Origin of the sequence: Prosthecobacter sp., assembly GCF_044378005.1 — a bacterium.
Taxonomy (GTDB): domain Bacteria; phylum Verrucomicrobiota; class Verrucomicrobiia; order Verrucomicrobiales; family Verrucomicrobiaceae; genus Prosthecobacter.
The window spans coordinates 17,865-41,885 of the sequence record NZ_JBILYB010000047.1; the positions used below are offsets into that span (position 1 = coordinate 17,865).

At 60.2% G+C, this 24,021-nt stretch carries 21 protein-coding genes; 10 read left to right on the top strand and 11 right to left on the bottom strand.

The genetic code is table 11. The features are described from left to right. Positions 1 to 1,839: a molecular chaperone HtpG gene (htpG, locus tag AC6FTP_RS11385; protein WP_497207040.1), complete on the bottom strand. Its 1,839-nt coding sequence runs from the start codon at positions 1,837 to 1,839 to the stop codon at positions 1 to 3. A 331-nt stretch (positions 1,840 to 2,170) separates the two neighbouring features. Further along, positions 2,171 to 2,806 carry a LamG domain-containing protein gene (locus AC6FTP_RS11390; protein WP_497207041.1) on the bottom strand — a complete coding sequence of 212 codons (636 nt, stop codon included), beginning with the start codon at positions 2,804 to 2,806 and terminating at the stop codon, positions 2,171 to 2,173. Positions 2,807 to 2,893: 87 nt separating this feature from the next. Here AC6FTP_RS11390 and AC6FTP_RS11395 point away from each other — a divergent pair, with 87 nt between their 5' ends. Then, on the top strand, positions 2,894 to 4,021 hold the full coding sequence (locus AC6FTP_RS11395) for an ROK family protein (protein ID WP_497207042.1): 1,128 nt from the start codon (positions 2,894 to 2,896) through the stop codon (positions 4,019 to 4,021). Here the strand turns inward: AC6FTP_RS11395 and AC6FTP_RS11400 are convergent, their stop codons facing one another. Next, the gene (locus tag AC6FTP_RS11400) at positions 4,022 to 5,725 is read right to left on the bottom strand and encodes a prenyltransferase/squalene oxidase repeat-containing protein (RefSeq protein ID WP_497207043.1); all 1,704 of its coding nucleotides are present in this window, start codon (positions 5,723 to 5,725) and stop codon (positions 4,022 to 4,024) included. Positions 5,726 to 5,775: 50 nt separating this feature from the next. On the opposite strand from AC6FTP_RS11400, the gene AC6FTP_RS11405 reads away from it, so the two are divergent. Together AC6FTP_RS11405 and AC6FTP_RS11410 are read left to right on the top strand one after the other, a co-directional pair. Beyond that, positions 5,776 to 7,041, top strand: a complete 1,266-nt coding sequence (locus tag AC6FTP_RS11405) for a PHP domain-containing protein (protein WP_497207044.1) — start codon at positions 5,776 to 5,778, stop codon at positions 7,039 to 7,041. Between the two features lie 202 nt (positions 7,042 to 7,243). Continuing rightward, a complete protein-coding gene (locus AC6FTP_RS11410; protein WP_497207045.1) occupies positions 7,244 to 9,577 on the top strand; it encodes a secretin GspD/PilQ domain-containing protein in 2,334 nt (777 codons plus the stop codon). A gap of 184 nt (positions 9,578 to 9,761) precedes the next feature. Here AC6FTP_RS11410 and AC6FTP_RS11415 read toward each other — a convergent pair whose 3' ends face one another. The 8 genes from AC6FTP_RS11415 to AC6FTP_RS11450 form a co-directional block, all read right to left on the bottom strand. Further along, entirely contained in the window at positions 9,762 to 10,409 is a 648-nt protein-coding gene (locus AC6FTP_RS11415) for a hypothetical protein (protein WP_497207046.1), read from the bottom strand. Between the two features lie 41 nt (positions 10,410 to 10,450). After that, positions 10,451 to 11,248: a TatD family hydrolase gene (locus tag AC6FTP_RS11420; protein WP_497207047.1), complete on the bottom strand. Its 798-nt coding sequence runs from the start codon at positions 11,246 to 11,248 to the stop codon at positions 10,451 to 10,453. 52 nt (positions 11,249 to 11,300) lie between these two features. Next, entirely contained in the window at positions 11,301 to 12,440 is a 1,140-nt protein-coding gene (locus AC6FTP_RS11425) for a lactonase family protein (protein WP_497207048.1), read from the bottom strand. Between the two features lie 44 nt (positions 12,441 to 12,484). Then, positions 12,485 to 13,204 carry a hypothetical protein gene (locus AC6FTP_RS11430; protein WP_497207049.1) on the bottom strand — a complete coding sequence of 240 codons (720 nt, stop codon included), beginning with the start codon at positions 13,202 to 13,204 and terminating at the stop codon, positions 12,485 to 12,487. Between the two features lie 124 nt (positions 13,205 to 13,328). After that, positions 13,329 to 13,613 (bottom strand): 30S ribosomal protein S6, encoded by a 285-nt coding sequence (gene rpsF, locus AC6FTP_RS11435; RefSeq protein WP_497203254.1) that lies wholly within the window; start codon positions 13,611 to 13,613, stop codon positions 13,329 to 13,331. A 26-nt stretch (positions 13,614 to 13,639) separates the two neighbouring features. After that, positions 13,640 to 14,218 (bottom strand): aminoacyl-tRNA hydrolase, encoded by a 579-nt coding sequence (gene pth / locus AC6FTP_RS11440; protein WP_497207050.1) that lies wholly within the window; start codon positions 14,216 to 14,218, stop codon positions 13,640 to 13,642. A gap of 72 nt (positions 14,219 to 14,290) precedes the next feature. Beyond that, the gene (locus AC6FTP_RS11445) at positions 14,291 to 14,974 is read right to left on the bottom strand and encodes a 50S ribosomal protein L25 (protein WP_497207051.1); all 684 of its coding nucleotides are present in this window, start codon (positions 14,972 to 14,974) and stop codon (positions 14,291 to 14,293) included. Between the two features lie 65 nt (positions 14,975 to 15,039). Beyond that, positions 15,040 to 15,972 carry a ribose-phosphate diphosphokinase gene (locus AC6FTP_RS11450; protein WP_497207052.1) on the bottom strand — a complete coding sequence of 311 codons (933 nt, stop codon included), beginning with the start codon at positions 15,970 to 15,972 and terminating at the stop codon, positions 15,040 to 15,042. A gap of 102 nt (positions 15,973 to 16,074) precedes the next feature. On the opposite strand from AC6FTP_RS11450, the gene AC6FTP_RS11455 reads away from it, so the two are divergent. The 7 genes from AC6FTP_RS11455 to AC6FTP_RS11485 all read left to right on the top strand — a co-directional run bounded on the left by AC6FTP_RS11455 (position 16,075) and on the right by AC6FTP_RS11485 (position 23,960). Beyond that, positions 16,075 to 18,576 carry a glycosyltransferase gene (locus tag AC6FTP_RS11455; protein WP_497207053.1) on the top strand — a complete coding sequence of 834 codons (2,502 nt, stop codon included), beginning with the start codon at positions 16,075 to 16,077 and terminating at the stop codon, positions 18,574 to 18,576. 87 nt (positions 18,577 to 18,663) lie between these two features. Continuing rightward, positions 18,664 to 19,548 carry an NAD(P)-dependent oxidoreductase gene (locus tag AC6FTP_RS11460; RefSeq protein ID WP_497207054.1) on the top strand — a complete coding sequence of 295 codons (885 nt, stop codon included), beginning with the start codon at positions 18,664 to 18,666 and terminating at the stop codon, positions 19,546 to 19,548. A 10-nt stretch (positions 19,549 to 19,558) separates the two neighbouring features. Next, positions 19,559 to 20,455, top strand: a complete 897-nt coding sequence (gene ygfZ / locus AC6FTP_RS11465; RefSeq protein ID WP_497207055.1) for a CAF17-like 4Fe-4S cluster assembly/insertion protein YgfZ — start codon at positions 19,559 to 19,561, stop codon at positions 20,453 to 20,455. Beyond that, complete coding sequence (locus AC6FTP_RS11470; RefSeq protein ID WP_497207056.1) at positions 20,452 to 20,784, top strand: hypothetical protein; 333 nt, start codon at positions 20,452 to 20,454, stop codon at positions 20,782 to 20,784. The genes ygfZ and AC6FTP_RS11470 overlap by 4 nt, the downstream gene beginning before the upstream one ends. A 44-nt stretch (positions 20,785 to 20,828) precedes the next feature. After that, positions 20,829 to 21,770 (top strand): peptidylprolyl isomerase, encoded by a 942-nt coding sequence (locus tag AC6FTP_RS11475; protein ID WP_497207057.1) that lies wholly within the window; start codon positions 20,829 to 20,831, stop codon positions 21,768 to 21,770. 18 nt (positions 21,771 to 21,788) lie between these two features. After that, positions 21,789 to 22,583: an acyl-ACP--UDP-N-acetylglucosamine O-acyltransferase gene (gene lpxA, locus AC6FTP_RS11480; RefSeq protein ID WP_497207058.1), complete on the top strand. Its 795-nt coding sequence runs from the start codon at positions 21,789 to 21,791 to the stop codon at positions 22,581 to 22,583. Between the two features lie 711 nt (positions 22,584 to 23,294). Then, positions 23,295 to 23,960, top strand: a complete 666-nt coding sequence (locus AC6FTP_RS11485) for a hypothetical protein (RefSeq protein ID WP_497207059.1) — start codon at positions 23,295 to 23,297, stop codon at positions 23,958 to 23,960. The last annotated feature ends 61 nt before the right edge of the window (positions 23,961 to 24,021 follow it).

A 24,021-nucleotide genomic window follows, 5' to 3' on the forward strand; every position in this document is an offset into this window, starting at 1 on the left:
TCACGCGATGCGCGCCATGATCTTCTCGGTTCGGGTGACGACGCGCTGAGGATCATCGAGCAGGCCGGCGCTGAGCAGGGCGTTGTCGAGGATTTGCTCGCTGAGCAGGGTGGCGAGATCAGCATCGCTGCTGCGGAGGTTGTTCAGCTTCTTCACGAGGCCGTGACGGGGATTGATCTCCAGGATGACCTTCGGTGCGGTGACTTCGTCGGGCTTCATGGCCTTCATCATCTGGCGCATCTGCGGGGTCATCTCACCTTCCGGCGTGATGGCCAGAGCCGGTGCATTGACGAGGCGTTTGCTGGCGCGGACTTCCTCCACGCCTTCGGCCAGAGCTTCGTTCAGCCAGCCGGTGAAGGCGGTGGTTTCCTCTTCGCTGAGGGATTCACCTTCCTGCGCCACATCACCCAGATCGACATCTGGGCTGTTCACGGCCTGGAGCTTCTTGCCTTCAAACTCGGGCAGGCTGGAGATGACGTATTCGTCGATGGGTTCGTAGAGGAAGAGGACCTCGTAACCCTTCGACTTGAAGGCTTCGAGATACGGGCCGCCTTCGATGGCGCTGCGGCTCGGAGCGGTCTGGTAATAGATGGCCGTCTGCTCCTCCTTCATGCGCTTCACATAGTCGCCCAGGCCTACCTGCTCGCCCTTTTCAGTTAGGCTGGATTCATAACGCAGCAGCTTGGCGATGGTGTCGCGGTTCGCGTGATCGGTGGCGACGCCTTCTTTGATGAAGCGGCTGAACTTCGCGTAGAACTCCTGGAACTTCTTCGGGTCGTCCTGCGCTTCTTTGTCGAGGAACTTGAGCAGGCGCTTGCTGACGACTTCGCCGAGTTTGCGGACGAGGGCGCTGTCCTGCATGGACTCGCGGGAGATGTTCAGCGGCAGGTCTTCGCTATCGATCACGCCGCGCACGAAGCGCATCCAGTCTGGCAGGAGCTTCGGCGGATGCGGGTCGATGAGGACCTTTTTGCAGTAGAGGCCGACGCCGGGCTCCATCTGGCCCATGCCAAACATTTCCATGTTTTGTTCGGGCAGGAAAAGCAGCGCGTTGATGACGAGCGGGGCATCGGCCTGGAAGTGGAGGCGGTAGCTCGGCTTGTCGAAAGCCTTGGCGGTGAATTTGTAGAAGGCTTCGTATTCCTCCTCGGTGACGCTGTCTTTGCTCTTCAGCCAGATGGCCTCGACCGTGTTCACTCGCTCGCCATTCAGGGTGATGGGGAAGCCGACGAAGTTCGAGTATTTGCCGAGCACGCTCTTCACGGTCCACTCCTTGGCGAACTCCTTCGCGTCTTCCTTCAGCTTGATGACGATGCGGCAGCCGCGTGCCTGATCGGGGGCTTCATCGATGGTGTAGGTGCCTGCGCCGGTGCTAGTCCAGCAGAGGTGCTCGCCCTCGCCGCGCCAGGAGTGGGTATAGACCTGCACTTCATCCGCCACCATGAAGGCGGAGTAGAAGCCGACGCCAAACTGGCCGATGAGGGAGGCATCGCCGCCCTTGCCCGCGTTCTTCAAAGCAGCCGCGAAAGCCTTCGAGCCGGAGTGGGCGATGGTGCCGAGGTTCTCCACGAGTTCCTCGCGCGTCATGCCGATGCCGGTGTCCGAGATGGTGATGGTGCCGGCGGTTTCGTCGGAGCTGATGGTGATCTCCAGGGGCGCTTCGGACTGGAAGACTTCCTTCTCAGTCAGTTGCGTCAGGCGCATCTTTTCCAGGGAGTCGGCGGCGTTCGACACGAGCTCGCGGATGAAGATCTCGCGGTCAGTGTAGAGGCTGTGGATGACGATGTCCAAGACCTGCTTCACCTCGGCCTGGAACTCATGGGTGGTCGGTGTGCTCATAGTGTGTTTTTTTGGGTGGGGGGAAACGGGCGCGGAGAGTAGATGGATGCGCTCTGGGGTCAAGGGTGAGGGTAGGGCTGAAATCAGACCAGCTAGGCAGCTCGGCCTGCGCGATTGAGGTCGATTGCATGGCCGAACGTGCTCCGCCTGCCCAAAATCTGCTCAACCGGCCATCGTTTGGGCCTTGTTAAGGCGGGCTGGCATCCAGGGCGGCCCGAGAGCGGGGCCTTGGAAAGGATTTCTGTCCTGGTTGGCTTTCCAGCCAGACACTTCCATCCCCGGCCAAGTCAGGGAACCTGAGTGGTTCGCTGAAACGTGCCGCCTAAACAGTTCAGCGTAGAACATTCACCTTCACTTTCCGCACCTTTCCCATCGTGTTCCAGGTGGCGAATCCGAAGGGCAGGCAGTGATCAATGAAACCAGTCCGCAAGCCGACTTTGCGGCCTTTGATGCTCACATTCACCATGGGGCGATCATTGACCCAGGCGCGGATGTCCTCGGGGCGGACCTCGATCCGCACACGATACCACACGCCGTTCTCATAGCGCTGCTCGCCACGCGTGGAGTTTTCGTTCGCGTCTGAAAAGTCGATGCTGGAGATGCCGGTGACCGTGCCGCCCCAGCCACCGAGCACGAAGGTGGCATGAGCGTCATGGCTGGAGACGGGAAAGGTGCACATGGCGAAGATGTCATCTCCCTCCACGCGCGTCGCCTCATAGCTGATGGAGTAGCTCGTGCCCGGGAGGCCGAGCCCGGTCCAGTTCGGAAACTTGCAGCCCGTCATCGGCGCACCGATGGACATCGTGAGTTCTCCTTTCGCCACCGAGATCCTGCCCTCGTCGGGAATGCCTGCCTGCTGCCAGAGCGCGGCGTTTTTATCATCAAGCAAATCCCAACTCACCGGCACCACCGAAGTGGGGCGGCATGAGGCGAGCAGAAGAATGAATAGAGTGAAATGGCAGCGCATCGACACCCCGAGGCTGCCACAGCAACGAACTTCCACGAATATATTCTCGCATGATGGCTGCACATTCGGCAAAAGGTAGCACACACCATGCGCCGAAAGCCCTCTGACCACCGTGCCCTGCTAGCCTCCACGATCCTCCATCTGCGGAGCCGCAAAGCCGTCTCACGCACCGCACTGGCCAGAGCACTCAATGCCTCCGCGTCCACGCTCGGGCTCTATGTCGATCAATTGACCGCCATGGGCTACGTCCAGGAACTCGGCCTGGAGAAGGCGAATGTGGGCCGCCCACAGCGCGTGCTCGGGCTCGTGCCAGATGCTGGCTGGTTCGGCGGACTGGAGTTCAATGCGCACCGCGTGCAGGCCGTGAGCGTGGACTTTTCCGGCAAGCTGCTGGCTGCCGAGAGCCGCACTCTGCCCGATCAGCCTGACATGCCTGCGGTGCTGCGCACGCTGGTGGAGATGCTGGAAAAACTGGCCGCCGGGCGGAGCGAGCCGCTGCTCGGCATCGGCATCGGCGCACCCGGACTCGTGGACCGCAAGAAGGGGATGGCACGCTACTTCTCCTTTGTGAAGCACTGGAAGGATGTACCCATCGTTGATCTTTTCCGCCAACGTTTCCGTGTGCCAGCCACGCTCGAAAACAACCTCCGGGTCATCGCCCTGGCCGAGCGCTGGTTCGGTGATGGACGAGACCTTACCGACTACGTCGTGTTCGGCCCTCGCAGCGGCTTCGGCATGAGCATTATGCACAATGGCGAACTCCTGCGCGGAGCCCACGAAGTCGCTGGCGAGGTAGGGCTCTGGGCTTGGCCGCAGCCAGATGGCACCCAGGCCATGCATGATGTCCTCTCCGCCACATCTGTGTACCGCCGCTTCGCCAAGCTCGCTCCAGATGCTGCGCTGCCCGAGGATCTCCGCGCAGCGCTCGTGCAGGCCGCAACACCAGAGTCGGCTGAGTGGAAAGCCGTCGTGCTCGACTTCGCCCGCGTCGTCCGCAGCGTTCAGCTGCTTGTCGATCCCGAGAAGATCTTCCTCCACGGCCCGCTCACTTCATTGGGCGAGAACTTCTGCCAGGAGATCTCTGCTCTCGTCACCACGCTGCCGCCTCAACTCCCCGACATGAAAATCCAACTCGTGCCCTCCACGCTCGGCGACGACGCCGGTGCCCTCGGTGCCGCCAGTCTCGCGATGGAGGAGTGGGTGCCACCAGTCTGATCACCCGCGTGCAGCCCTCAGCGCCTGAGTAGTCCACACGACCGGGTAAAGCCGTTCGTGATACCACAGCCGGGCAAAGTACAGCCCGATGGGCGCGCATGGAAAGTGTGTGCCATCCTTCGTCGCTGACAAAAGCCAGTCCACAGCCAGCAGAGCGAACTTCCGAGTTCGCTCATCCCCGCCAAGCAATGCCCAAGCCGCCACCGCCGTCTCCTCAATGGTCACGGGTGAATTCACATCTCCGCCAAAACCACCGTCTGCATTTTGCTGACCGAGTAGATAGTCGCGCCCACGCTGAATGAGATCACCACATTGCTCCGCCAGCGCAGGTGTGCCCGAGAGATAGGTAACGACCATCGCCGTGCCATAGACTGGATTTTCCTCGTCCTTCGCGTGTTCATTGCCGAACCAAAGAGGAATCCATGAGCCATCGGCACGCTGCGTATTGCGCAGATAGTTTAAAGCACGTTGTGTCGCCGAAACGATGCGACTTTGCAGCGACTCCGGCAGCCAAAGCCACCACGCCAGCAGCGCATGAGCCGTCAGCTCCGGCGAGCTGCGATCAAACGGCAGCGTGCCCCAGCCGCGACAGAAGGTCGGCATGCCGCCGTCACGATTTTGCAGATCGAGCAGCCAGGTGATACCCGCTGCAATCCTCCCCATCTCCGAATCTCCTGTTCGAAGTGCAATGAGCGCCCCCGCCGTGTCATCCGCATCCGGCACACCACCAGGAAGATCTGTCCATGCCCAGCCGCCGGGCGCGGCATTGGTGAAAGGATGCACGTCCTGATATTGCTGCCCGAGCAGCCACTCGCGAGTCTCGGGCTCCAGTTCACCGAGCGCTTTTACTGAGAGCGTCGTGCCCCAGGTCGCCAGATTCGTGTCGATGGGCCAGCTTCCATCCGCGCGCATGGATCTCGTCAAAAAAGCCACCGCTCCCGGCACGCAGGGGTGATCTTTCTCTCCCGCTGCCGCCAGCGCCATCGTGACGAAGCTCGTCAGTGGCGTCGCCTCCAGATAACCACCGCTGCTCGGCTGGAGCGTCTTCAGCATCGGCGAGATGCGTTTCCACAAAACTCCGCGCAGCCAGCGCAGTGGATTCCACCACGCTGGCGGTGCATTTTTAAAGCGCGTGTAGCCTATGGCAATCAGCGCTGGCAACGCATAACTCACCACCGGCATCCCCACCGTCCCGAACCAATGACGAGGCAACGCCGCCAGCTCAAACGGCAGCGGCAGCACTCGCTTCCAGGCATTCGCCCCGAGCGTCCCGCCGATGCAGCACAACATCAGGATCGGCACTGAGAAGGTCTTGTCCTTCCCATACCGCGCGATCACCGCCCTCGCGATGTCACCCGGCTTCAGCGAGCCGACCTGCTTCACAATCCACGCTTCGGACGCGGGGCAGCGAGTCCCTACCAGGTGCAGCGCGCTCCAACACAGCAGCGTCGTCGAGAGGTTGCTCTTGCTGATCGTCGTATCACCCCAGCCACCGTCTGCATTTTGATTCGCCACCAGCCAGCGCGCGCCAGCTTCGATCAAAGCGGTGTGTTTCTCCGCATCCACCCCATGCAGCGCCACGATGGCTGTCGCCGTGCTCAGCGCACTGCTGGAAAGCTCCCCTACCCAGTGCCCCGCCGCATTCCGCATCGACAAAAGATGAGCACGGGTGTTGGCAAGGGCGGTTTCGATTCGGTCGGTCATGAGAGAGCGTGATGGTTACGAGCCTTGGCCGACGTTCAAGACACCTTCCCATGAGATTCCCGATCCTCGCCGCTCTTCTCTTCCCTGCCCTGCTCTCCGCTGATGACCTCCGCTGGTTCAAGGGCAACACGCACACGCATTCCCTCTGGAGTGATGGCAATGACTTCCCGGACATGATCTCGGCCTGGTATAAAGAGCAGGGGTATGATTTCCTCTGCCTGTCCGATCACAACACGCTCGCGGTCGGCGACAAGTGGGTCACGGAGGCCAGCATCGAGAAGAAGAAAATCGCTCTCGGGCCCAAGGTGCTCGATAAGTACAAGCAGAAGTTCGGCGCGGATTGGGTGGAGACACGGACGAACGCCAAAGGCGAACTCGAGGTGCGGCTGAAGACGCTGGAAGAGTATCGCGGAAAGCTCGAAGAGCCCGGCAAATACCTGCTCGTGCAGGCGGAGGAGGTCAGCGCTGGCTTTGGAAAAGCACCCATCCACATCAATGCGGTGAACCTCACCGAAGCCATCCAGCCGATGAAGGACGTGAAAACCATTCGCGAGACGATGCGGGTGAATCTCCAGATGATCGCCGAGCAGTCGGTGAAGACAGGCCGCCCCATCATCGCGCACATCAATCACCCGAACTTCCGCTGGGCTCTGACTGCCGATGACCTCGCCCATGTCATCGAGGACCGCTTTTTCGAGATCTACAACGGTCACCCCGGCATCTACTACGGCGGCGAGGCGACGCGCGTGGACTCCGAGCACGAGCGCATCTGGGACATCGCGAACACCATCCGCATCGCCGAGCTGAAGGCAGCCCCGCTCTTCGGTGTCGGCACCGATGACAGCCACAACTACCACGGCGGCGCGACCACGCCTGGACGCGGTTGGGTCATGGTCCGTGCGGCCAAACTCGACGCCAATGTCCTCGTCGAAGCCATGCAGCGCGGAGATTTCTACGCCTCCACGGGCGTCTCGCTCGATGACGTGTCTTTTGATAAAACCACCCGCACCCTGCGCCTGAAGATCCAGGGCAAAGCTGGTGTAAAATACCGCACCGAGTTCCGTGGCACGCTGAAAAACTACGACCGCGCCGTGAAGGAGGTCGATGCCCCCGCCGCCGACCCGCAGCCCAAGCGCCTCCAGCACGGGGCCGACATTGGCAAGCTCCTCGCCAGCAGCGACAGCCTGGAGCCCAGCTACACCCTGACCGGCGATGAACTCTACGTCCGCGCCATCGTCATCTCTGACCAGCCGATGGTGAATCCGCCGCAGCCTGATCATGTGCAGAAGGCGTGGACGCAGCCCGTGGGGTGGTGATTCCGGCTTTCAGAGCGGAGATGTAAAACGAACTTCCGAGTTCGTTCCCTGAGCTTGTTGCCAAACTGGAGACCTAGCTTGGAAGTTCGATCTCCTTTTTGAGCCTGCGTCGATGCTCCGCGCCCTGAATTTTAACATTTCCAAATATTTTAATTGCCCTCATTCCTATGAAAATTATAGTTAAAGACTACTTTCCACCCTCATGCGACTTCCAAACAGCCTCCGCCCAACTCATCGAGCAGCCCACGTGCTCGCCCTGTTTGCGGTTTTGACCGGAGCCTGCCTGACCGCCCAGGCCCAGATCTCCCCGACCGTCGATGAAGGCGCGAATGAACCCGGCCAGTTCACACAAAAGGAGGTCTCCAGCAGCTCGACGATCAAGCTGAATTTCCAAAACGTCCCCGTCCAGGCGATCATCCCTCTCTACACCCAGATCACCGGGAAAAAGATTATCCAGGACTCCGCTCTCCAGGGGGAGCCCCTGCGCATCGTGGCACCTGAGCCATTGCCCATCAAAGAGGCCATCGCCTACATCGAGGCCACTCTTTTGCTCAATGGCTACGCCATCATCCCCGTGGATGCGAAGACGGTGAAGCTCATCCACCACAGCGGCGGCAAGAACCCCGCGTCCCACGGCCTCAAGGTGTACACCGCCATCCACGACCTGCCGCAGACGGAGGAGATCTGCCACTTTGTCATGTCGCTGGAGCACATCTCGCCGGACGAGGCTTCGAAGGCCTTTCAGCAGGTGATCAAACTCAACTCCTTCGGCTCCATCACCCCAGCGACGAACTCCGCCGCGCTCATCATCACGGAAAATAGCGTCACCATCCGCAGCATCTACGAAATCGCCAAGGTCATCGACGTGCCGCCAGCGGAGATCGCCAACGAGATGATCCAGCTCGAGCGCAGTGACGCGGAAAGCATCGCTGAGATCATCAGCGAGATCTTCGAAGAGCGCGAAGAAGCGGCGCAAAATGCCGCCGCCACCAGCACGCCTTCTACCCCCGCAGTGCCAGCCGCTCCAAATCTCCCGCGCGCTGCCGCAACTACGGCACAGGCAGCCTTGAACTCGGCCAACACCAACCCCGCCGTCGCCAAGGTCAAAGTCATCCCGCATCGCCGGACCAACAGCCTGCTCGTCATCGCCCGGCCAGTGGACATCACCTACATTCGCGGTCTCGTCGAAAAGCTCGACCAACCGACCGACAGCGTCACCTTCCTGAAGAGAAAACTCAGCTATATCGACGTGGGCGACTTCCTCCCCGTGGCCTACAACGCGCTCGCGAAAGACACCGACATCCAGAACGACTCCGGCTCCGGCGGACTCGGTGGAGGCTCCAGCAGCAGCAGTCGCCGACGCCCCAGCGGCTCGTCCAACAGCCCCTCCACCGACGCCGCGAACCGCAATTCCGACAGCGGCTTTGGCAACAACAACGGCAGCGGAGCCTTCGGCTTCAACACCGGCAGCCAGGGCCAGGGGCAAGGCAACAACCGCGCCAACCGCAGCATGCTCGATGACCCCGACGCCGACTCCGCGCCTGAGTCGGTCATCGTCGGCAAGACACTCCTCATCGCCGATCCACAGTCGAACAGCCTCGTCGTGAATGGATCGCCCGAGCACATCGAAGTCATCGACAAGCTGATCGAGGAAATGGATATCTGCCCGCAGCAGGTCTATGTCAGCACCATCATCGGCCAGCTCAGTCTCGGCGGCGAATTCAACTACGGCTTCGACTTCCTCAACGCGCTCGATGACTTCACACTGCGCCAGAAGGATGTCACCACACCCGGCGGCACCGGCGTAGCAGGAGCACTCGACTTGCCATGGAATGGCGAGGGTCTGAGCACCGCTGCGATGAGCTTTTACGGTCAACTCGGAGCCCTGAGCCGCTACATCAAAGTGCTGGAAGGGAACAAGAACTTCAAAGTGCTCTCCAGCCCCAGCCTGCACATCATGAACAACGGCAAGGCCACCATCTCCAGCGGCCAGCGCATCGCCGTGCCGGTGAACATCCTTTCCAATGCCTCCGGAGTCGGCACTATCGCCGCCACCAGCGCCAGCATCGACTACCGCGATGTCGTTCTTAAGCTGGAGATCGTCCCGCTGATCAACTCCGACAAAGAAGTCACGCTCCGCATCGCTCAGATCAATGATAACATCGTGGGCGAGCAGATCATCTCGGGAAACACCGTGCCCACCATCGGCACGCAGGAGCTGATGACCACCGTCACCGTCAAAAATGGGGCCACCGTCGTGCTCGGCGGACTCGTTACCGAGCGCACCGGCAACAATGAACGCGGAGCTATCTTTCTCCGCCGAGTGCCCGTGCTGAAGCACCTCTTCGGCACCACCCAAAAGACCACCCAGCGGGATGAACTCCTCATCTTCATCCAGCCAAACATCGTCAACAATCGCGACCCCGCGAACAGCCCAAATCAGATCGAGTCCCGCCGCACCCAGATCATGGAGGAGACCATCCGCTTCGGCATGCCGATCGAGGAAATCCCTCGCGCCCTGCCTGCGAGCAAGTGAGAGAGTCGCGGAGCGCCCTGGAGTGAAGCGACTGCGATATCGCTTTCAGGCGGATGAGTTGGGGGTGCTAGATTGGGAACAAGGCGGTGCGCCGGAATCCGAATCTTTCGCATACATTCATCTCCGAAGCTCATCCCCCAATCTACAGGCTGCTAACCCTCTGGGTTGAACAGCGAACTGAGAATCAACGACTGCGGCGCGCAGCCGATGGAGCGCCGCCACCAAAACGACCCGAGGAAGAGGAGACGTGGCTCACGGTACTGCGTGAGCTGGAGGGAGCGGAAAAGCTGGCGACGCCAGGGTTTGAGCGCTCTGCACGGCCACTTGGACGGGGCTGTGATGGGGCACTGTAGCTACGGCTCGGCGATGGCGAAGGGGCGGAACGAACCGACGGACGGGAAAGAGTGCGTGGTGCGGAGATGCTGGGGCTGGTGGGCGGGCTGCTGAAGACGGAGCTGCCACGGAAGGTGGATGGGCGCGTGACCTGGGAAGCGTAGTGATGACTCGAAGACACGGGCTTGTGGTAGGAGTGGCTGCTGCTGTGATGATGGCCGCCGGAGTAATAACCGGGACTGTAGCAGTTGTTTCCATAACTGCGGCCGCCAAAGATAGAGAAACTCGTGGAGACCGGCGAATAGTAGGGGCTGTAGCCGGAATTGTAGCCGTAGCCGACATTGTAATAAGGGTCCGAATCGTAGTAGCTAACGCTGGAATAACTCGCTGCCGGATAACCCACACCTGCGACGGGGTAGCCGTAGGGGTCAACCACACAAGAGGAGAGGGCGAGACCGCAGACGGCGGCACAGGCTAGGAGGCGGAGTGAAGTTTTCATGGTTGCGTGTTGGGACTGCGTGTTGGCCCAAGGTATTCAGATTATTCTCCATCAAATCCTCGGAAGAACTTCAAGGCGGTCGCTGTGGTGACCCGGGCCACCTCCTCCGCACTCTGCCCACGCATGGCCGCCACAGCGCGGGCGGTGTCAGCGACATAGGCGGGCTCGCAGCGCTGACCGCGATGTGGCACGGGCGCGAGGTAGGGGGCATCCGTCTCCAGCATGTAGCTGCCATCCGGGACCTCGCGTGCGGTTTCACCGGCGGGGCCAGGGTTTTTAAAGGTGACGATGCCGGTGAAGGAGATGAGGTGCCCGGCCTCCAGCAACGGCTGCGCCTGCTCTAGCGTGCCGGTATAGCAGTGGAAGACGCCACGCAGCCGCCCGCTGTAGGGCATGACTTGGGCAACGAGATCGTCCCAGCTTTCGCGGTTGTGCAGCACGACGTTTAAACCGAGTTCGCAGGCGAGATCGAGCTGGAGTCTCAAACAATTTGCCTGATGAGCTTTCCAGCCTTCGAGATCAAAACCCTCGGGCGGTGCGTGGAAGTAATCGAGCCCGATTTCGCCGATGGCTGCCACCTTGGGATGCTGCGCGAGTTCGCGGAGTTCGGAGATCCAGTCCGAGCCGGAAACGCTGTCCACATCACAGGGATGGATGCCGACGGCGACGCGCACATCGGGCTCACGTTCGGCGATGGCGAGGCATTTGCGGGCATTCACCAGATCCGTGGCAGGAACGAGCATCCGCGTCACGCCAGCCGCGCGGGCACGGGCGAGGATGTCGGGAAGATCCGAGTCAAATTTGTGGCTGCCAAGATGCGTGTGCGTGTCGAAAAACATCTCTGGGATCAACCATCACAACGCATCGGCAACAACTGCAAAGATGCGCAGCTCACTCGACGGCGAGAAAGCGCACGCAGACACAGCCGCCGACCTTGATCTTCTTGCCTGTGAAGCTGAGTTTGCCGTTGTCCTGATCGACTTTAAACAGAGCAGCGGTGTTGCTGTTCTGGTGGGCGACGATCATCCACTTGCCGGTGGGATCGAGATTGAAATTGCGCGGGATCTCACCCTCGGCAGGCGCGTTTTGGATCAGGGTCAGTCTGCCCGTGGCAGGATCACAGGAGAAGACGGCAATGGTGTCGTGCGTGCGATTGGAGACATAGACGAATTTGCCATTCGGATGGGCGACGGTCTCCGCCGTGCTCAGGCCGGTCTTGCTGCGGTCAGCCTCGGGAAGGGTGGAGACGGTGGCGATCTCGGTGAGCGTGCCCTTTTCCGCGTCGTAGGCAAAGGAGGTGACGGTCATGAGGATCTCATTGTTCACGAAGGCATATTTGCCGCTCGGATGGAAAGCGAAGTGACGGGGGCCGCTGCCAGGAGCCACGGTGGCGTGGCCATGGGAGGTCATCTTGCCGGTGGCAGGGTCGAGTTTGTAGATGAGCACTTTGTCCAAACCGAGATCGCAGGCGAAGCCGAAGCGGTTGTCGGGGCTGGTGTTCAGACTGTGGGCATGAGGACCGGCCTGGCGCTTGAGATTCACGCTGCTGCCCTCGTGCTGAACGAAGGTCTGCGCCTCGCTGAGGCCACCTTTGTCCTGAATGGAATAACTGGCGACGCTACCACCGCCGTAATTGGCGACCATGGCCATCTTGCCTGTCTTATCGACGGAGATGTGGCAGGGACCGGCACCGACAGAGGAGACTTGATTGATGAACGTCAGTTTGCCATCTGGCTGCGAGATGCTGAAGGCACTGACGGCACCGCCCTTCTGGCCGGGCGTGCCCATCTCACCGACGGAGTAGAGGAATTTTTTCGAAGGATGGATGGCGAGGAAACTGGGGCTGCCTGTTTCTGCAGCCAGATCAGGTTCGCTGAGATCTCCGGTGGTGGTGTTGAACTTGGAGATGTGGATGCCTTTGCTGCCGGACTTGGCATTCGTGTAGCAGCCGAAATAAACATGGTAAGTGTCCCCGGCGATGGCGGAGGTGGTCAGAACGGCGGCGAGGAGGGTGGTGATGGCGCGACTCATGGGAAATACGATACTGACAGAGAACGCGAGCTGCGGTCAATACCTCACGCGGGTTCAGTCGAGTGATCCTGCCAGCCCACCGCTGCGCCGCCACTGAAAGGAGCCCCGAGCCGTGGTGTGGCATAAATCTGCGGGAGCAGGCGCTGGCGTGCGGCCTGAATGTCACGGCGGCGCATGAAGATACCCAGCAATCCGAACACGACGGCACCTGATGCTAGGGCAATGGCGAAGGCCTTTGCCAGACGAAAGAAGTCGTGCGTAAAAACTTGGGAGACCTTGGCTTCACGTGCCTGAATGGTGGTGAGGCCGCGCATCACGGCCAGCATTCCCTCACGCAGACGGTTTTCAGGAGTCTTGGATTTATCCGAGGTAATCTGGCGGAGAGACTCGCGCAGACGAAAGATTTCAGCGGTCGGGAGCCGCTCCCAAATTCGCGGAGAGATCGTCAGGGATTCCTTGTCCATAGATCGATCGTAGATGAGCAGAATGGCGTCTCCATCGCCACTCCAAGCACGGCGAAGGGCGATGGATGCCGCCCGGAGATCCTGCCCTTTCGGGAGAAAGGTGATGCCGACGAGCCAGGCATCCGCGCCGAACTCCTCGCGAAACTTTTTGATCTCACGCGCCAGTTGATCGCGCGCTCCAGGACTAAAGGCACGAGTGTCATCGAGGACACCATCTGCGGGCGCCTTCGCGCGTTCCTGAGCCGACAACGGCAGGCCGACGGCCAGCGTTAGGCAGAGAAATGCGAGGAAGCGAAGCATCGGGAAATCTGCCCTGTCTTTGGAGAAGAACAAGCTGGTGAAGAACTCACAACCATGAAAAAACCTGACCTCCCGACAGCGATATCGGGAGGTCAGGTCGAAAGTAGCGAACTACCAGCGGCAATTAGGCGCGCTGATAATACTGCTGATAAACGCTCTCGTTGAGCTTCAGCTTGGCACGAACGGCATCCAGGGCGCTGCTTTCAGCATTGACGTGATACTTCACATAATAACCGCTGGTGACGTGGCGGGGGCTGTATGGGAAGTCACGTTTGCCCATGCGGTCGATCTGTTCGAGCTTGGCGCCGGCCTTCTCGAAGTCTTTGCTGATGTTGGTGACGAGGGTTTCGACGGATTCATCCTTGCCTTTGAGGTCGAGAATGATGAGGGCTTCGTAGTTGTGTTTCATCTTGTAGCAGGTTGTTGGGGGATTTTTTAGAGAGACGAAGATTGGTTGAAGCGGTTCATGGCCGCACTCAGACCAGATTGCAAGGCGCTGATGACGGCATCTGCGGCATTCTCGATGACGATCCGCAGCGTGGCTGCTTCTTCATCACGAAATTTGCCGAGCACATGCCCGACGAGTCGATCCCCATTGGGGCGGCCCGATTCAGCCGCGATGCCTAACTTGAGGCGGGGAAAAGCATCCGTGCCGAGAGTGCTGATGAGGGACTTCATACCATTGTGACCGCCCGCACTGCCAGAAAGGCGAAGACGGAGACGCCCGAGCGACAAATCGACATCATCATAAACGGCGAGGGTTTCAGCAGGGCTGACTTTGTAAAACTGACCCACAGCACGGACGCTGCGCCCGGAGTCGTTCATAAACGTGGTCGGCTTGAGCAGGAAGCCATTGGCAAATTTAGCGACGAGGCCATGCCAGCTCTTTTCCTCCTTGAAGGAAATACCAAGTCTGCGTGCCAGCTCATCCACGACCATGAATCCGATGTTGTGACGGGTGTCTCGGTAATCGAGTCCTGGGTTGCCGAGTCCGACGATAAGCTTGGGAATCAAGCCGCCTGGGTCTCGCGTAGATGGATCATCAGCGGGCACCGCAGGCGGCAGGAATCAGACTTCGGAAAGGGGTTACTTCTTGGCTGGAGCAGCCTTGGCCGCAGGAGCTGCAGCTTTGGCACCGGCAGCGGGGGCGGCGGCTTTGGCACCGGCAGCAGGCTTGGCAGCAGCGGCGGCGGAAGGCTCAGGTTCGGCTTCCACTTTCGGCTCGACGCAGGAGACGATGACGATATCAGCGCCCAGCTTGGTGCGGACACCTTCAGGGAGCTTGAGTTCACCCACGTGAACGGACTCACCGAGATTGAGGTGGGAGACATCAATGGTGATGTGCTCAGGAAGATCTTTCGGCAGGCAGCGAACTTCGAGGCTGTGATGGATAGCCTCAATGAGGCCACCAAATTTCAAGCCTGGGGCTTCACCAACGGTTTCCACTGGCACTTCGGCATGGATTTCTTCGTCCATGGCGATTGCGTGGAAGTCCACATGGGTGATACCACCTTTGAGGTGATCGTGCTGCACTTCCTGCACGAGGGCGAGTTGCTCACCGCTGGAAAGCTTGAGGCTGACGAGGATGTTGTCCGAGGCGCTGTGTTGAAGGATCTTCGTGAAGGTCTTCGTGTCCACCTGTACATTCGCAGGAGGGGTTTTGCGGCCATAGACCACTGCTGGGGTGTTGCCTGATTTACGCAGGCGATTCACTGCAGCGGTGCCGATGACAGTACGAGGTTGGGCGATGAGGTCGAGGATTTTAGCCATGGTCAGAGAGTTCTCCTGAACAGTTTTAGGGGTGGAAAAAGGGGCGTGAGACTACACGCCGATGTTTAGATGTCAAAGAGAGATGTAACAGACTCGTTCCCGTGAATGCGGCGGATGGCCTGAGCGAGCAAGGGAGCAATATCGAGCGTGGTCACTTTTTCCCCATAGGCGAGGGGCACGGAGTTCGTGGCGAAGAGCTCGATGATGGGAGATTTGGCGATGCGACCACGACCTTTTTCACCCAGCACGGCATGAGAAACACCAGCGTAAATGTTTTTGGCACCATGCTTGAGCAGCAACTCGGAAGCGGCGGTGAGCGTGCCTGCGGTCTCGGTGAGGTCGTCCACGAGCAGGACGTTTTTTCCATTCACGTCTCCGATGACGTTCAGAGCTTCGACTTCATCGGCACTGACGCGATTCTTGGCGACGATGGCCATCGGTGCTTTCAATGCCTTGGCATAGGCGTGGGTCATCTTGATGCCACCGACATCAGGGGAGACGACGACAAGGTCCGTGATGTTACGCTCCTTGATGGCCTTCATGAGGACCGGGCCGGCATAGAGATGATCCACGGGGATGTCGAAGAAGCCCTGAATCTGCCCGGCGTGGAGATCCATAGTGAGGACGCGGTTCACACCGGAGGCGACGAGAAGATTCGCCACGAGCTTCGCCGTGATGGGCACGCGTGGGCGGTCTTTGCGATCCTGGCGGGCGTAGCCAAAGAACGGCAGCACGGCGGTGATTCGGTCGGCACTGGCACGGCGGACGGCATCCACCATGATGAGCAGTTCCATCAAATTTTGATTCGTGGGCGGGCAGGTAGGCTGCACGATGAAGATGTCACGACCGCGGATGTTTTCGCGGATCTGCACGAAGGTCTCGCCATCCGGGAAGGTGGTGAGCTGGGTATCGCAAAGGGGGAGGCCGAGATTTTGGCAGATGAGTTTGGCCAGCTCGGGATGCGCGCTGCCGCTGAGAACCTTCAGTGTGTCGTTCATGGGAGGGGCCGAGATTGGCGAGTCGGTCACATAAATCAACCCATGCTCTGCAAGTTGCAGCAAGCTGCCAGCTACGGCATGTCTGGCCCCCCCCCCCCCCCCATGCCTCTCTGCCTTGATTCCACCGACCCTGCGCCCGCTGAAAACGCGGCCCGCATGCCCGTGGTGACAGCAGGGAAATTTTTCCGCCAAGGGGATCAAAAAATCTTCCTGCGCGGCATCAGCTACGGTCCTTTTTGCCCGAATTCAGGCGGCGAGTCCTTCCCGGAGGATGGGCGACTCGTGGCGGATCTCGCTCACATCCAGCATCTCGGATTCGATAAGGTGCGGCTGTATCACCCTCCTTCGGAGCCATTTTTAAAAGAAGCCGCGAGGCTCGGATTGAAGCTGATCGTCGGCATCGCCTGGACGGATCATGTCGATTTCACACGCAGCAGCGCCTTGAAGCGGGAGGTTCTGAAAACGGTCCGTGCCGTGACCACGAGGTTGCGGGATCATCCCTGTGTCATCGCTTTCCTCGTCGGCAACGAGATCGAAAAGACCCTCGTTCGCTGGATGGGACCTCGCCGAGTGCAGTGCTTTCTGGAGCGACTCATCCACGCTGGGCGCACCTGCGCCCCGAACCAGCTTTTCAGCTACGCTACCTACCCGAGCACGGAGTATCTGATCCCTCGCAACGCCGACTTCCTCACGGTGAATGTGTATCTGGAGCAACGGGCGAATTTCGCTGCGTATCTCCAGCGGCTGCATCATCTGGCGGGAAACAAGCCGTTGCTCATCTCCGAGTTCGGCCTGGATTCCGCCACGCATGGCGAAGCTGCGCAGGCTGAGGTCTTCGCCTGGTTTGAGGAGGAGTGCCGCCGCGCAGCCGTGGCTGGCACGGTGTGGTTCAGCTACACGGATGAATGGTTCCGTGGTGGTGAAGCGGTGACGCGGTGGAAGTTTGGGATCGTGGATGGACACAGAGCTGAAAAGCAAAGTGCTAAGTGCTCAGTGCGCAGTTCTCAGTCCACTGAGCACTGCGCACTGAGCACTACTCACTCCCCCAAGATCTCCGTCATCGTCTGCACTTACAACGGCACCACCACTTTGCGCTCGTGCCTGGAGTCACTGCAAGGATTGCGTTACGCCAACTTCGAGGTGCTTTTGATCGACGATGGGTCCACCGAGGACATCGCCAGCATTGCAGCGGCTTTTCCGGCAGTTCGATACCTGCGGCAGGAGCACGCAGGACTGAGCGCAGCGCGCAATCTTGGCATGAAGCAGGCAGGTGGAGATATCCTCGCCTACACGGATGATGATTGCCTCGTCGATGAAGACTGGCTTGCGTACATCGCAGCCGGTTTCGATGATCCTCAATGGGTCGCCTGCGGTGGCCCGAACATCCCACCTGCGCCGCGCAATCAGGCGGAGGCCATCGTCGCTGCAGCACCTGGGGCTCCAGCACATGTGATGCTCAATGACGCCGAGGCAGAGCATCTCCCCGGCTGCAATCTCGCTATTCGCAAAGCCGCGCTGGAAGCCATCGGCGGCTTCCGCGAGGCCTACCGCACGGCGGGCGATGATGTGGATGTCTGCTGGCGGCTGCGCGAGGCGGGTGGGCGGCTGCGCTTCATGCCGGGAGCCATGGTCTGGCATCATCGTCGCCGCAGTTTCAGCGCCTATCTCCGGCAGCAGCGCGGTTACGGTCATGCCGAGGCTCTCCTCATGAAGGACCACCCGCAGCGTTTCGGTCCCATCGGCGGAGCACGCTGGCGCGGTGCCATTTATGGCGATGCCACCCCGGCACAGGATCTCGCTGAAGGCAGCATTTTCCACGGGCCGTTGGGACTCGGGCTGTTCCAAGGCATTTATCAACAGTCAAAACGTTGCCCTCTCGACTGGCTGAGCGGCGTGCTTTGGATCGCGCTCGCAGGCATCGCGCTTTTGCTCGGTTGGGGATGGTTGGCTCTCGCCTTTTTGATTCTTTCCATCATCGCCGCGCTCTGCCTTCGCAGCGCCCTGCCCTGCCCGCCACATGAGCTTTCCGTGTTTGGTCAGATTCAGCTTCTCGTGCTCTGCTGGCTGCATCCCATCGTCCGTGAAGGTGCGCGACTTCGCGGCATGATCTCACTTGGAGCTCGTCCGAGCTGGCAACCGACGTTGCGCGAGGTCTTCGAGCCAGCGAAACCGCGCCGCATCAGTCTGCCGCTGGGTGAATGGGCATTCTGGAGCGAAAGCGGTGCTGGCCGCGAAACCTTCCTCACACACTTGGCGGAAGTCCTTAAAGCCGCCGGCCACGAATCTGAAACCGACACCGGCTGGCGAAGACATGATTTGGAGACGCCCGTGCTGTCCCACCTGAGGTGCTCGGTGCTGACCGTCACGGAATACCACGCGGGGGGACGCACCCTGACTCGTGTCCGCTGTCGGATTCGGATGCGCGGATGGGAACTGGGCCTGCTCATGCTCCTCTTTGCGCTCCAAGGATTCGATATCTGGCAGGGCGAATGGGAGGAATCATTGATCCTTCTGGTCATCCTCTTCCTCACCGCCCGGCTGCGTTTCACGATGAAACGTTTCATCCTCCAAGCCGCCGGACAGAGCGGGATGAAACCCGCCTGAAACACAGACGTCTGCGGAGTTGCGTTTTTGCCTGTCGCTCGCCACGATGGCGGCCTTCTTTTCCAACCCACCTACACCCCTTATTTTATGAGTCAGAAAGTCGCCTTTGTCGGAGTCGGTCGCATGGGAGCCAACATGGCCCGCCGCTTGAAGGACTGCGGTTACACCGTCAGTGCTGTGTTTGATGTGAACCGCTCTGCCGCAGACAGTCTCGCCGCTGAACTCGGCTGCGCCGCACCCACCACGCTGGCCGAAGTCACCGCCGCTGCCGATGTGATCTTCACCGTGGTCACCAATGACGCCGCCATGCGCAGCATCTTCTTCAATGCAGGCGACAACCTCTTCACCGGCTCGGCAGGCAAGATCTTCATCAACTGCGCCACGCTCTCGCCAGCCATCCATCGCGAGCTTTACGAGGCCGCGAAAAAGGTCGGTGCGAGCAGCCTGGAAGCCTGCATGGCCTCCAGCATCAGCCACGCGCGTGAGGGTAAACTTTACCTCATGCTCGCTGGTGACGAAGCTGTGTATGAACAAGTGCGCGCGATGATCGAGCAGATGAGCGTGAATCGTCGTTTCGTTGGTGGTCCAGGCCGTGCGGCGGAGGTGAAAGCGCTGGTGAACATGGTCATGAACATCAACACCGCCGGCCTCGCCGAAGGTCTTGGACTCGCCGATGCCCTCGGGCACGACTTGAACATGATCCGCGAGGTCTTCTCCCAGACCGGAGCCAACAGCCGCGTGCTGGAAACCGATGGCGGCGACATGTGCGCCCGCGAGCATGACTGCTGGTTCTCCGCCGATCACGCCGCGAAGGACAGCGGCATCGCGCAGACCGTCGCCCGCCAGTTGGGCCTGACTTTGCCGCTGAATGATGCCACCACCGCGCAGTATGAAAAGATGGTGAAGCTCGGCTTCGGTGAACTCGACAAGTCCGGCATCGCCGAGCTGACCTTCAAGGGGCGGCACGCGTAACTGCTCTGGCATGAACGCCGACCTCTATCAAACCATCCTCGCCACCGGAGCCTGGGTCGATCTCTCGACTCGGGCCAAGTGGCGTCTCTCCGGCGCGGACCGTGTGCGTTACCTGAATGGTCAGGTGACGAACGACGTCCGCACCGCCCGTGCCGACTCCGCGCTCCACGCCTGCATCACCAATGTCAAAGGCCGCATCGAAGGCGATATCTACCTTCACACTGAGGGAGAAAGCCTCATCTTCGATGCTTCAGCCGACCTGCGCGAAACGCTCGGGATGCGCCTGGAGCGCTACATCATCGCTGATGATGCCGTCCTTGAAGACATCAGCGAGGAGTGGCAGCTCTGGCACTGGATCGGCGTAAAGGAGGGCTTTGAGCAAGAAGGAGCCCGTGTCATTAAAAGCTCCCGCTTTGGCATTCCTGGTTACGACCTCTGGCTCCCCGCCTCATCAGCTTTACCCTCCTCCGTCCTACCTCCGCTATCCACCAGAGACGCCGAGACCTTCCGCATCCTCCAGCGCATCCCGGCGTGGCCGAATGAACTGAACGCGGACACCTTCCCCCAGGAGGCCGGGTTGGAGAAAACCGCCATGAGTTACAGCAAAGGCTGCTACATCGGCCAGGAGATCCTCTCCCGCATCAAAACGACTGGCAAGATGCCTCGCGAACTCATCGCCTGGGAAACCGAAGACGACGCCGAGGTGACCGCCGGAAGTCACCTCCATCTCGGCGAGCGTGACATCGGCGTGATCACCAGCGTCGCACGCCAACCTGTCACAGGCCGCTGTGTCGGTCTCGCCTACATCCGCCAGGGATCAGCAGGAGCGGATTCCGTGTTGCTAGTCGGAGGTGAAATGTCTAGTATCGTCCCTCAACTCAAAATATCTGCCCATCTGAATCAATGAGCCTGCTGCGTTCCATTTTCTTCTTTGTCTGTGCCACCTCGTTGCTGAGTCTTACTTCCTGCGGATTGGGCGGGAGGGCTGATGCTGTGAACCCAACCGTGTCGGATTTGGATCGCCTCGATGTCCAGTGGGGCCTGGAACCACGCAAATCCAAAGGCGGACCACGCCGCGTTTATCAATACGTCGATACCGGAACTACGACATCTGCCGCTGCGCCAGCGCCTGCCGCCCAGGCACCAGCTCGGGAAAGCGTGAATGCCCTGCCTCCCTCAGTGGCTCCAGAACCCAGCGCCGCACCTGCGCCGAGCGTCCCCGCCACTCTTCGCTGAACCGAAGATCTGAATCCCACTCCGAACATCCGCTTTCTCCCGTTGTGAAACTGTCACTCTCCCGTTTCTCCATCCTGACGCTCGTATGGATGTCTGGCAGCCTCGGTGCCCAGGAACTCTCCCCCACCGTTCCGCCGCCTGCCACACCAGCAGCAGCACCTGCCCTGCCTGCCATCGAGCGAATCGCCGACGAAGCCCAGCGCAAGCTTTTTGAAGCCGCTGATCGTGCCGCTGGTCCAGGCAATGCCACGTCCAACCAGCCCCTGAACTTCCCCGGCGCTCCCCAGGTCAGCACCACGGGCAAGAAGACCACCTTCTCCGGCCCAAAGCTGGATGACCCCGCCGCCTGGACAAAAGACTCCTCGCACAAGCTCGCCGTCATGGAGATCAAGTTCGGTGGCACTCGTGAAACCGTCATGTTTGAGCTCTATCCACAGGACGCTCCCCAAACTGTCTCCAACTTTCTCGACAACGTCGAAACTGATGCCTACAAGGGCCTCGCCTTCCATCGTGCTGTCGAGGGATTCATCGTCCAGACCGGTGATCCTCTCACCTCCGATGAAGGTGCCCGAGATCGCTGGGGCACAGGTGGTGAAGGCAAAACCGTCCCGGCTGAGATCAAACGCCCCCACCGCAAAGGTGCCATCGCCATGGGCCGCAAGAGCGACAAGGTGAACCCATCCAAGCGCTCGAACGGTTACCAGTTCTACTTCGCTCTCGGTCACTACGGCTCGCTCGATGGCAAATACACCGTCTTCGGTCAGGTCGTCTCCGGTCTCGAAGTGCTGGAGCGCATTTCAAGGATGCCCGTGGACAGCAACGACTGCCCCATCGCCCGCATCGAGATCGACAGCATCAAGATCACCGACCACAAAGGCCCTCTCTATGTGTCGGAAACCTCCGGCGGCGATGACGACCAGCCTCGGTACACCAAACCTGCCTCCGCGCAGGGACCTGTGGGCCGCTTGCTCCGCCGCGTCTGGTGATCTCCTCAGCGCGCCGCGATGATCCATTCCACCGCCGTCATTCATCCCTCGGCCCAGATCGACCCCAGCGTCGAGATCGGCCCCTACGTCATCATTGACGGTCCGGCCAAAATCGGCGCAGGCTGCCGCATCGAGGCCCACGCGCAGATCGTCGGTCATGTCGAGATCGGCGAAGGCACCGTCATCGGACGCGCCGCCATCATCGGCGGCGAGCCGCAGGATCTCGGCTTCAAACCTGAGATCGAAAGCAGTGTCATCCTCGGCGCGAGCAACGTCATCCGCGAACACGTCACGATCCACCGTGGCAGCAAGCCCGGCAGCGCCACTCGCATGGGCGATGGCAATTTCCTCATGGCCGGGGCCCACCTCGCCCATGACGTACAGCTCGGGAACAAAAACATCCTCGCCAACGCCTGCCTGCTCGCCGGTCACATCCAGGTCGGAAACAACACCTTCATCGGCGGCGGTGCTGTCTTTCATCAGTTCATCCGCATCGGCGACTCCTGCGTCATTCAGGGCAATGGCGGCTTCGGCAAAGACATCCCCCACTTCTGCTCCGCCGTGCGCATCAATCGGCTCAGCGGCCTGAACGTCATCGGCCTCCGCCGGCAAGGCTTCAGCGCCGAACAGCGCGCTGCCATCAAGGAACTCTTCAAGCTCCTCTTCTGCTCCGGCAAAAACCTCTCCCAGGCCATCGCCATCGCTCGTGAACGCGAGTGGCAGGAGCCCGCCTCCCGCCTCCTCGACTTCGTCAGCGCGCCATCGAAACGCGGCATCTGCCCCAGGCGCAGCGAGGCCAGTGGCGACGAGTGATCTGGATCTGCGCATTCCATGCGAGTCAAAGGCCCGGTCCAGGAGCGACCGGGCTTTTGCATTGAGACGAGGAATGATTCCCGCAGGCCCCTTACGGCACGCAGACCATGACCGTCTATAAGCCGCTCACCCAGCTCGCCAAACGCGCCGCCGACCTCGCCTTCAAGCTCGCCAAACGCCAGCCCCTCATCGCCAAATAGGAGACCGACAACGGCAAAGTCGCCGTGCCAAGTGTGCTGCTGGACATCGCCGCCGTAACCAAAGACAACATCCGCGACACCGTCGTGAAGGATGGCTTCCGCAAAGAGGCAGAAGTATTCGGGAAGTGAGCCAGTCTAACTGAAGTCAGAGGTAGCACACCTTGACGGTGGCGGGCTGTCCACGGGGCGGCGCAGCCATGCCCTGCACTTGTTTTCACTTTACCGTAAATAATTCTGTAACGCCGCACCCCATTTCCGGTATAACCATCTGGACAGCGCACCCGTTGCCCCAAACAATGGGTGCTCCTGCCATCGTCAGAGAAAACGTCAAACTGAAGCCACCATGCCAGAGCCGTTACGATGGAATTCTGTAAATCCACAGACAGGCGAGCCCCTTACCTGGGACTCACCCCAAGCCGTATGGAACGGAAACTGGCCTGAACCCGCCAAACCTAAAGCGCCGAGGAAGCGCCATAAACCCAACATACAAACTCCAACGAACCTCCCCACCATGAGCGATTCATTCCAATACATCGTCCGCCCCACCTCCGTGGGCGACGCCACCACCACCCAGGCCGTCTATCGCGGCACCAAGACCAAGGACGACCTCGTCGCCGAGATCATCCTCCGCCTCGGCACCTCCACCCCGTCCATTGATGCCACCCTCTGCTGCTTCAGCGAGATCGTCATCGACTGGGCGACCCAGGGCTGGAAGATCGCCCCCTGTCATGACCTCATCGGTTACCGCCTCACCACCGGCGGCAGCACTCCCACAGGCGCACCCGAGGACTGGGACTTCGACAGCATGAACATCGACCTCAATTGCCATTGGGGACAGGCCGGAGAAGTCCGCAGCCGTGCCCTCTTCACCGCTGAGAAAGTCGGTGAACAGAGCCGCAGCGCCCCTGTATTCGTCGAGGTCTATGACAGTGAGACGAAGGAGGCGAACCACTACGAGCCAATGAAGGGCCTCTTCATGCGCTTCAGCAACAGCCGCTTCGAGTTCAATCCCGCCGCCGCATGTAAAGTCCGCTTCCGTAAAGCCGACGGCACCTTTGTGGATGCGGCGGGTTATCCTTACATCAAAGGCAAGACTGTCGTCTGCCTGCCGCGGGCGTGTCCGAAAGTTTGTGTTTCGGGTCTTTGGTTATGTTTTGGTCTGGGGTTGTTTTTTTGATTGAGCGCATGCGCTCAATCAAAAAAATCGCGACCCGAACTGGATCGCAAATTGGTTGGCT

Excerpts from the sequence above, each read along its gene's own strand:
- AC6FTP_RS11430 (WP_497207049.1), bottom strand. The coding sequence starts at position 13,204 with ATGCTTCGCTTCCTCGCATTTCTCTGCCTAACGCTGGCCGTCGGCCTG.
- AC6FTP_RS11445 (WP_497207051.1), bottom strand. The coding sequence starts at position 14,974 with ATGGCTAAAATCCTCGACCTCATCGCCCAACCTCGTACTGTCATCGGC.
- AC6FTP_RS11425 (WP_497207048.1), bottom strand. The coding sequence starts at position 12,440 with ATGAGTCGCGCCATCACCACCCTCCTCGCCGCCGTTCTGACCACCTCC.
- AC6FTP_RS11410 (WP_497207045.1), top strand. The coding sequence starts at position 7,244 with ATGCGACTTCCAAACAGCCTCCGCCCAACTCATCGAGCAGCCCACGTG.
- ygfZ (WP_497207055.1), top strand. The coding sequence starts at position 19,559 with ATGAACGCCGACCTCTATCAAACCATCCTCGCCACCGGAGCCTGGGTC.
- AC6FTP_RS11470 (WP_497207056.1), top strand. The coding sequence starts at position 20,452 with ATGAGCCTGCTGCGTTCCATTTTCTTCTTTGTCTGTGCCACCTCGTTG.
- AC6FTP_RS11485 (WP_497207059.1), top strand. The coding sequence starts at position 23,295 with ATGAGCGATTCATTCCAATACATCGTCCGCCCCACCTCCGTGGGCGAC.
- AC6FTP_RS11420 (WP_497207047.1), bottom strand. The coding sequence starts at position 11,248 with ATGTTTTTCGACACGCACACGCATCTTGGCAGCCACAAATTTGACTCG.
- lpxA (WP_497207058.1), top strand. The coding sequence starts at position 21,789 with ATGATCCATTCCACCGCCGTCATTCATCCCTCGGCCCAGATCGACCCC.
- AC6FTP_RS11405 (WP_497207044.1), top strand. The coding sequence starts at position 5,776 with ATGAGATTCCCGATCCTCGCCGCTCTTCTCTTCCCTGCCCTGCTCTCC.
- AC6FTP_RS11455 (WP_497207053.1), top strand. The coding sequence starts at position 16,075 with ATGCCTCTCTGCCTTGATTCCACCGACCCTGCGCCCGCTGAAAACGCG.
- AC6FTP_RS11415 (WP_497207046.1), bottom strand. The coding sequence starts at position 10,409 with ATGAAAACTTCACTCCGCCTCCTAGCCTGTGCCGCCGTCTGCGGTCTC.
- AC6FTP_RS11390 (WP_497207041.1), bottom strand. The coding sequence starts at position 2,806 with ATGCGCTGCCATTTCACTCTATTCATTCTTCTGCTCGCCTCATGCCGC.
- AC6FTP_RS11450 (WP_497207052.1), bottom strand. The coding sequence starts at position 15,972 with ATGAACGACACACTGAAGGTTCTCAGCGGCAGCGCGCATCCCGAGCTG.
- rpsF (WP_497203254.1), bottom strand. The coding sequence starts at position 13,613 with ATGAAACACAACTACGAAGCCCTCATCATTCTCGACCTCAAAGGCAAG.
- htpG (WP_497207040.1), bottom strand. The coding sequence starts at position 1,839 with ATGAGCACACCGACCACCCATGAGTTCCAGGCCGAGGTGAAGCAGGTC.
- AC6FTP_RS11395 (WP_497207042.1), top strand. The coding sequence starts at position 2,894 with ATGCGCCGAAAGCCCTCTGACCACCGTGCCCTGCTAGCCTCCACGATC.
- AC6FTP_RS11400 (WP_497207043.1), bottom strand. The coding sequence starts at position 5,725 with ATGACCGACCGAATCGAAACCGCCCTTGCCAACACCCGTGCTCATCTT.
- AC6FTP_RS11460 (WP_497207054.1), top strand. The coding sequence starts at position 18,664 with ATGAGTCAGAAAGTCGCCTTTGTCGGAGTCGGTCGCATGGGAGCCAAC.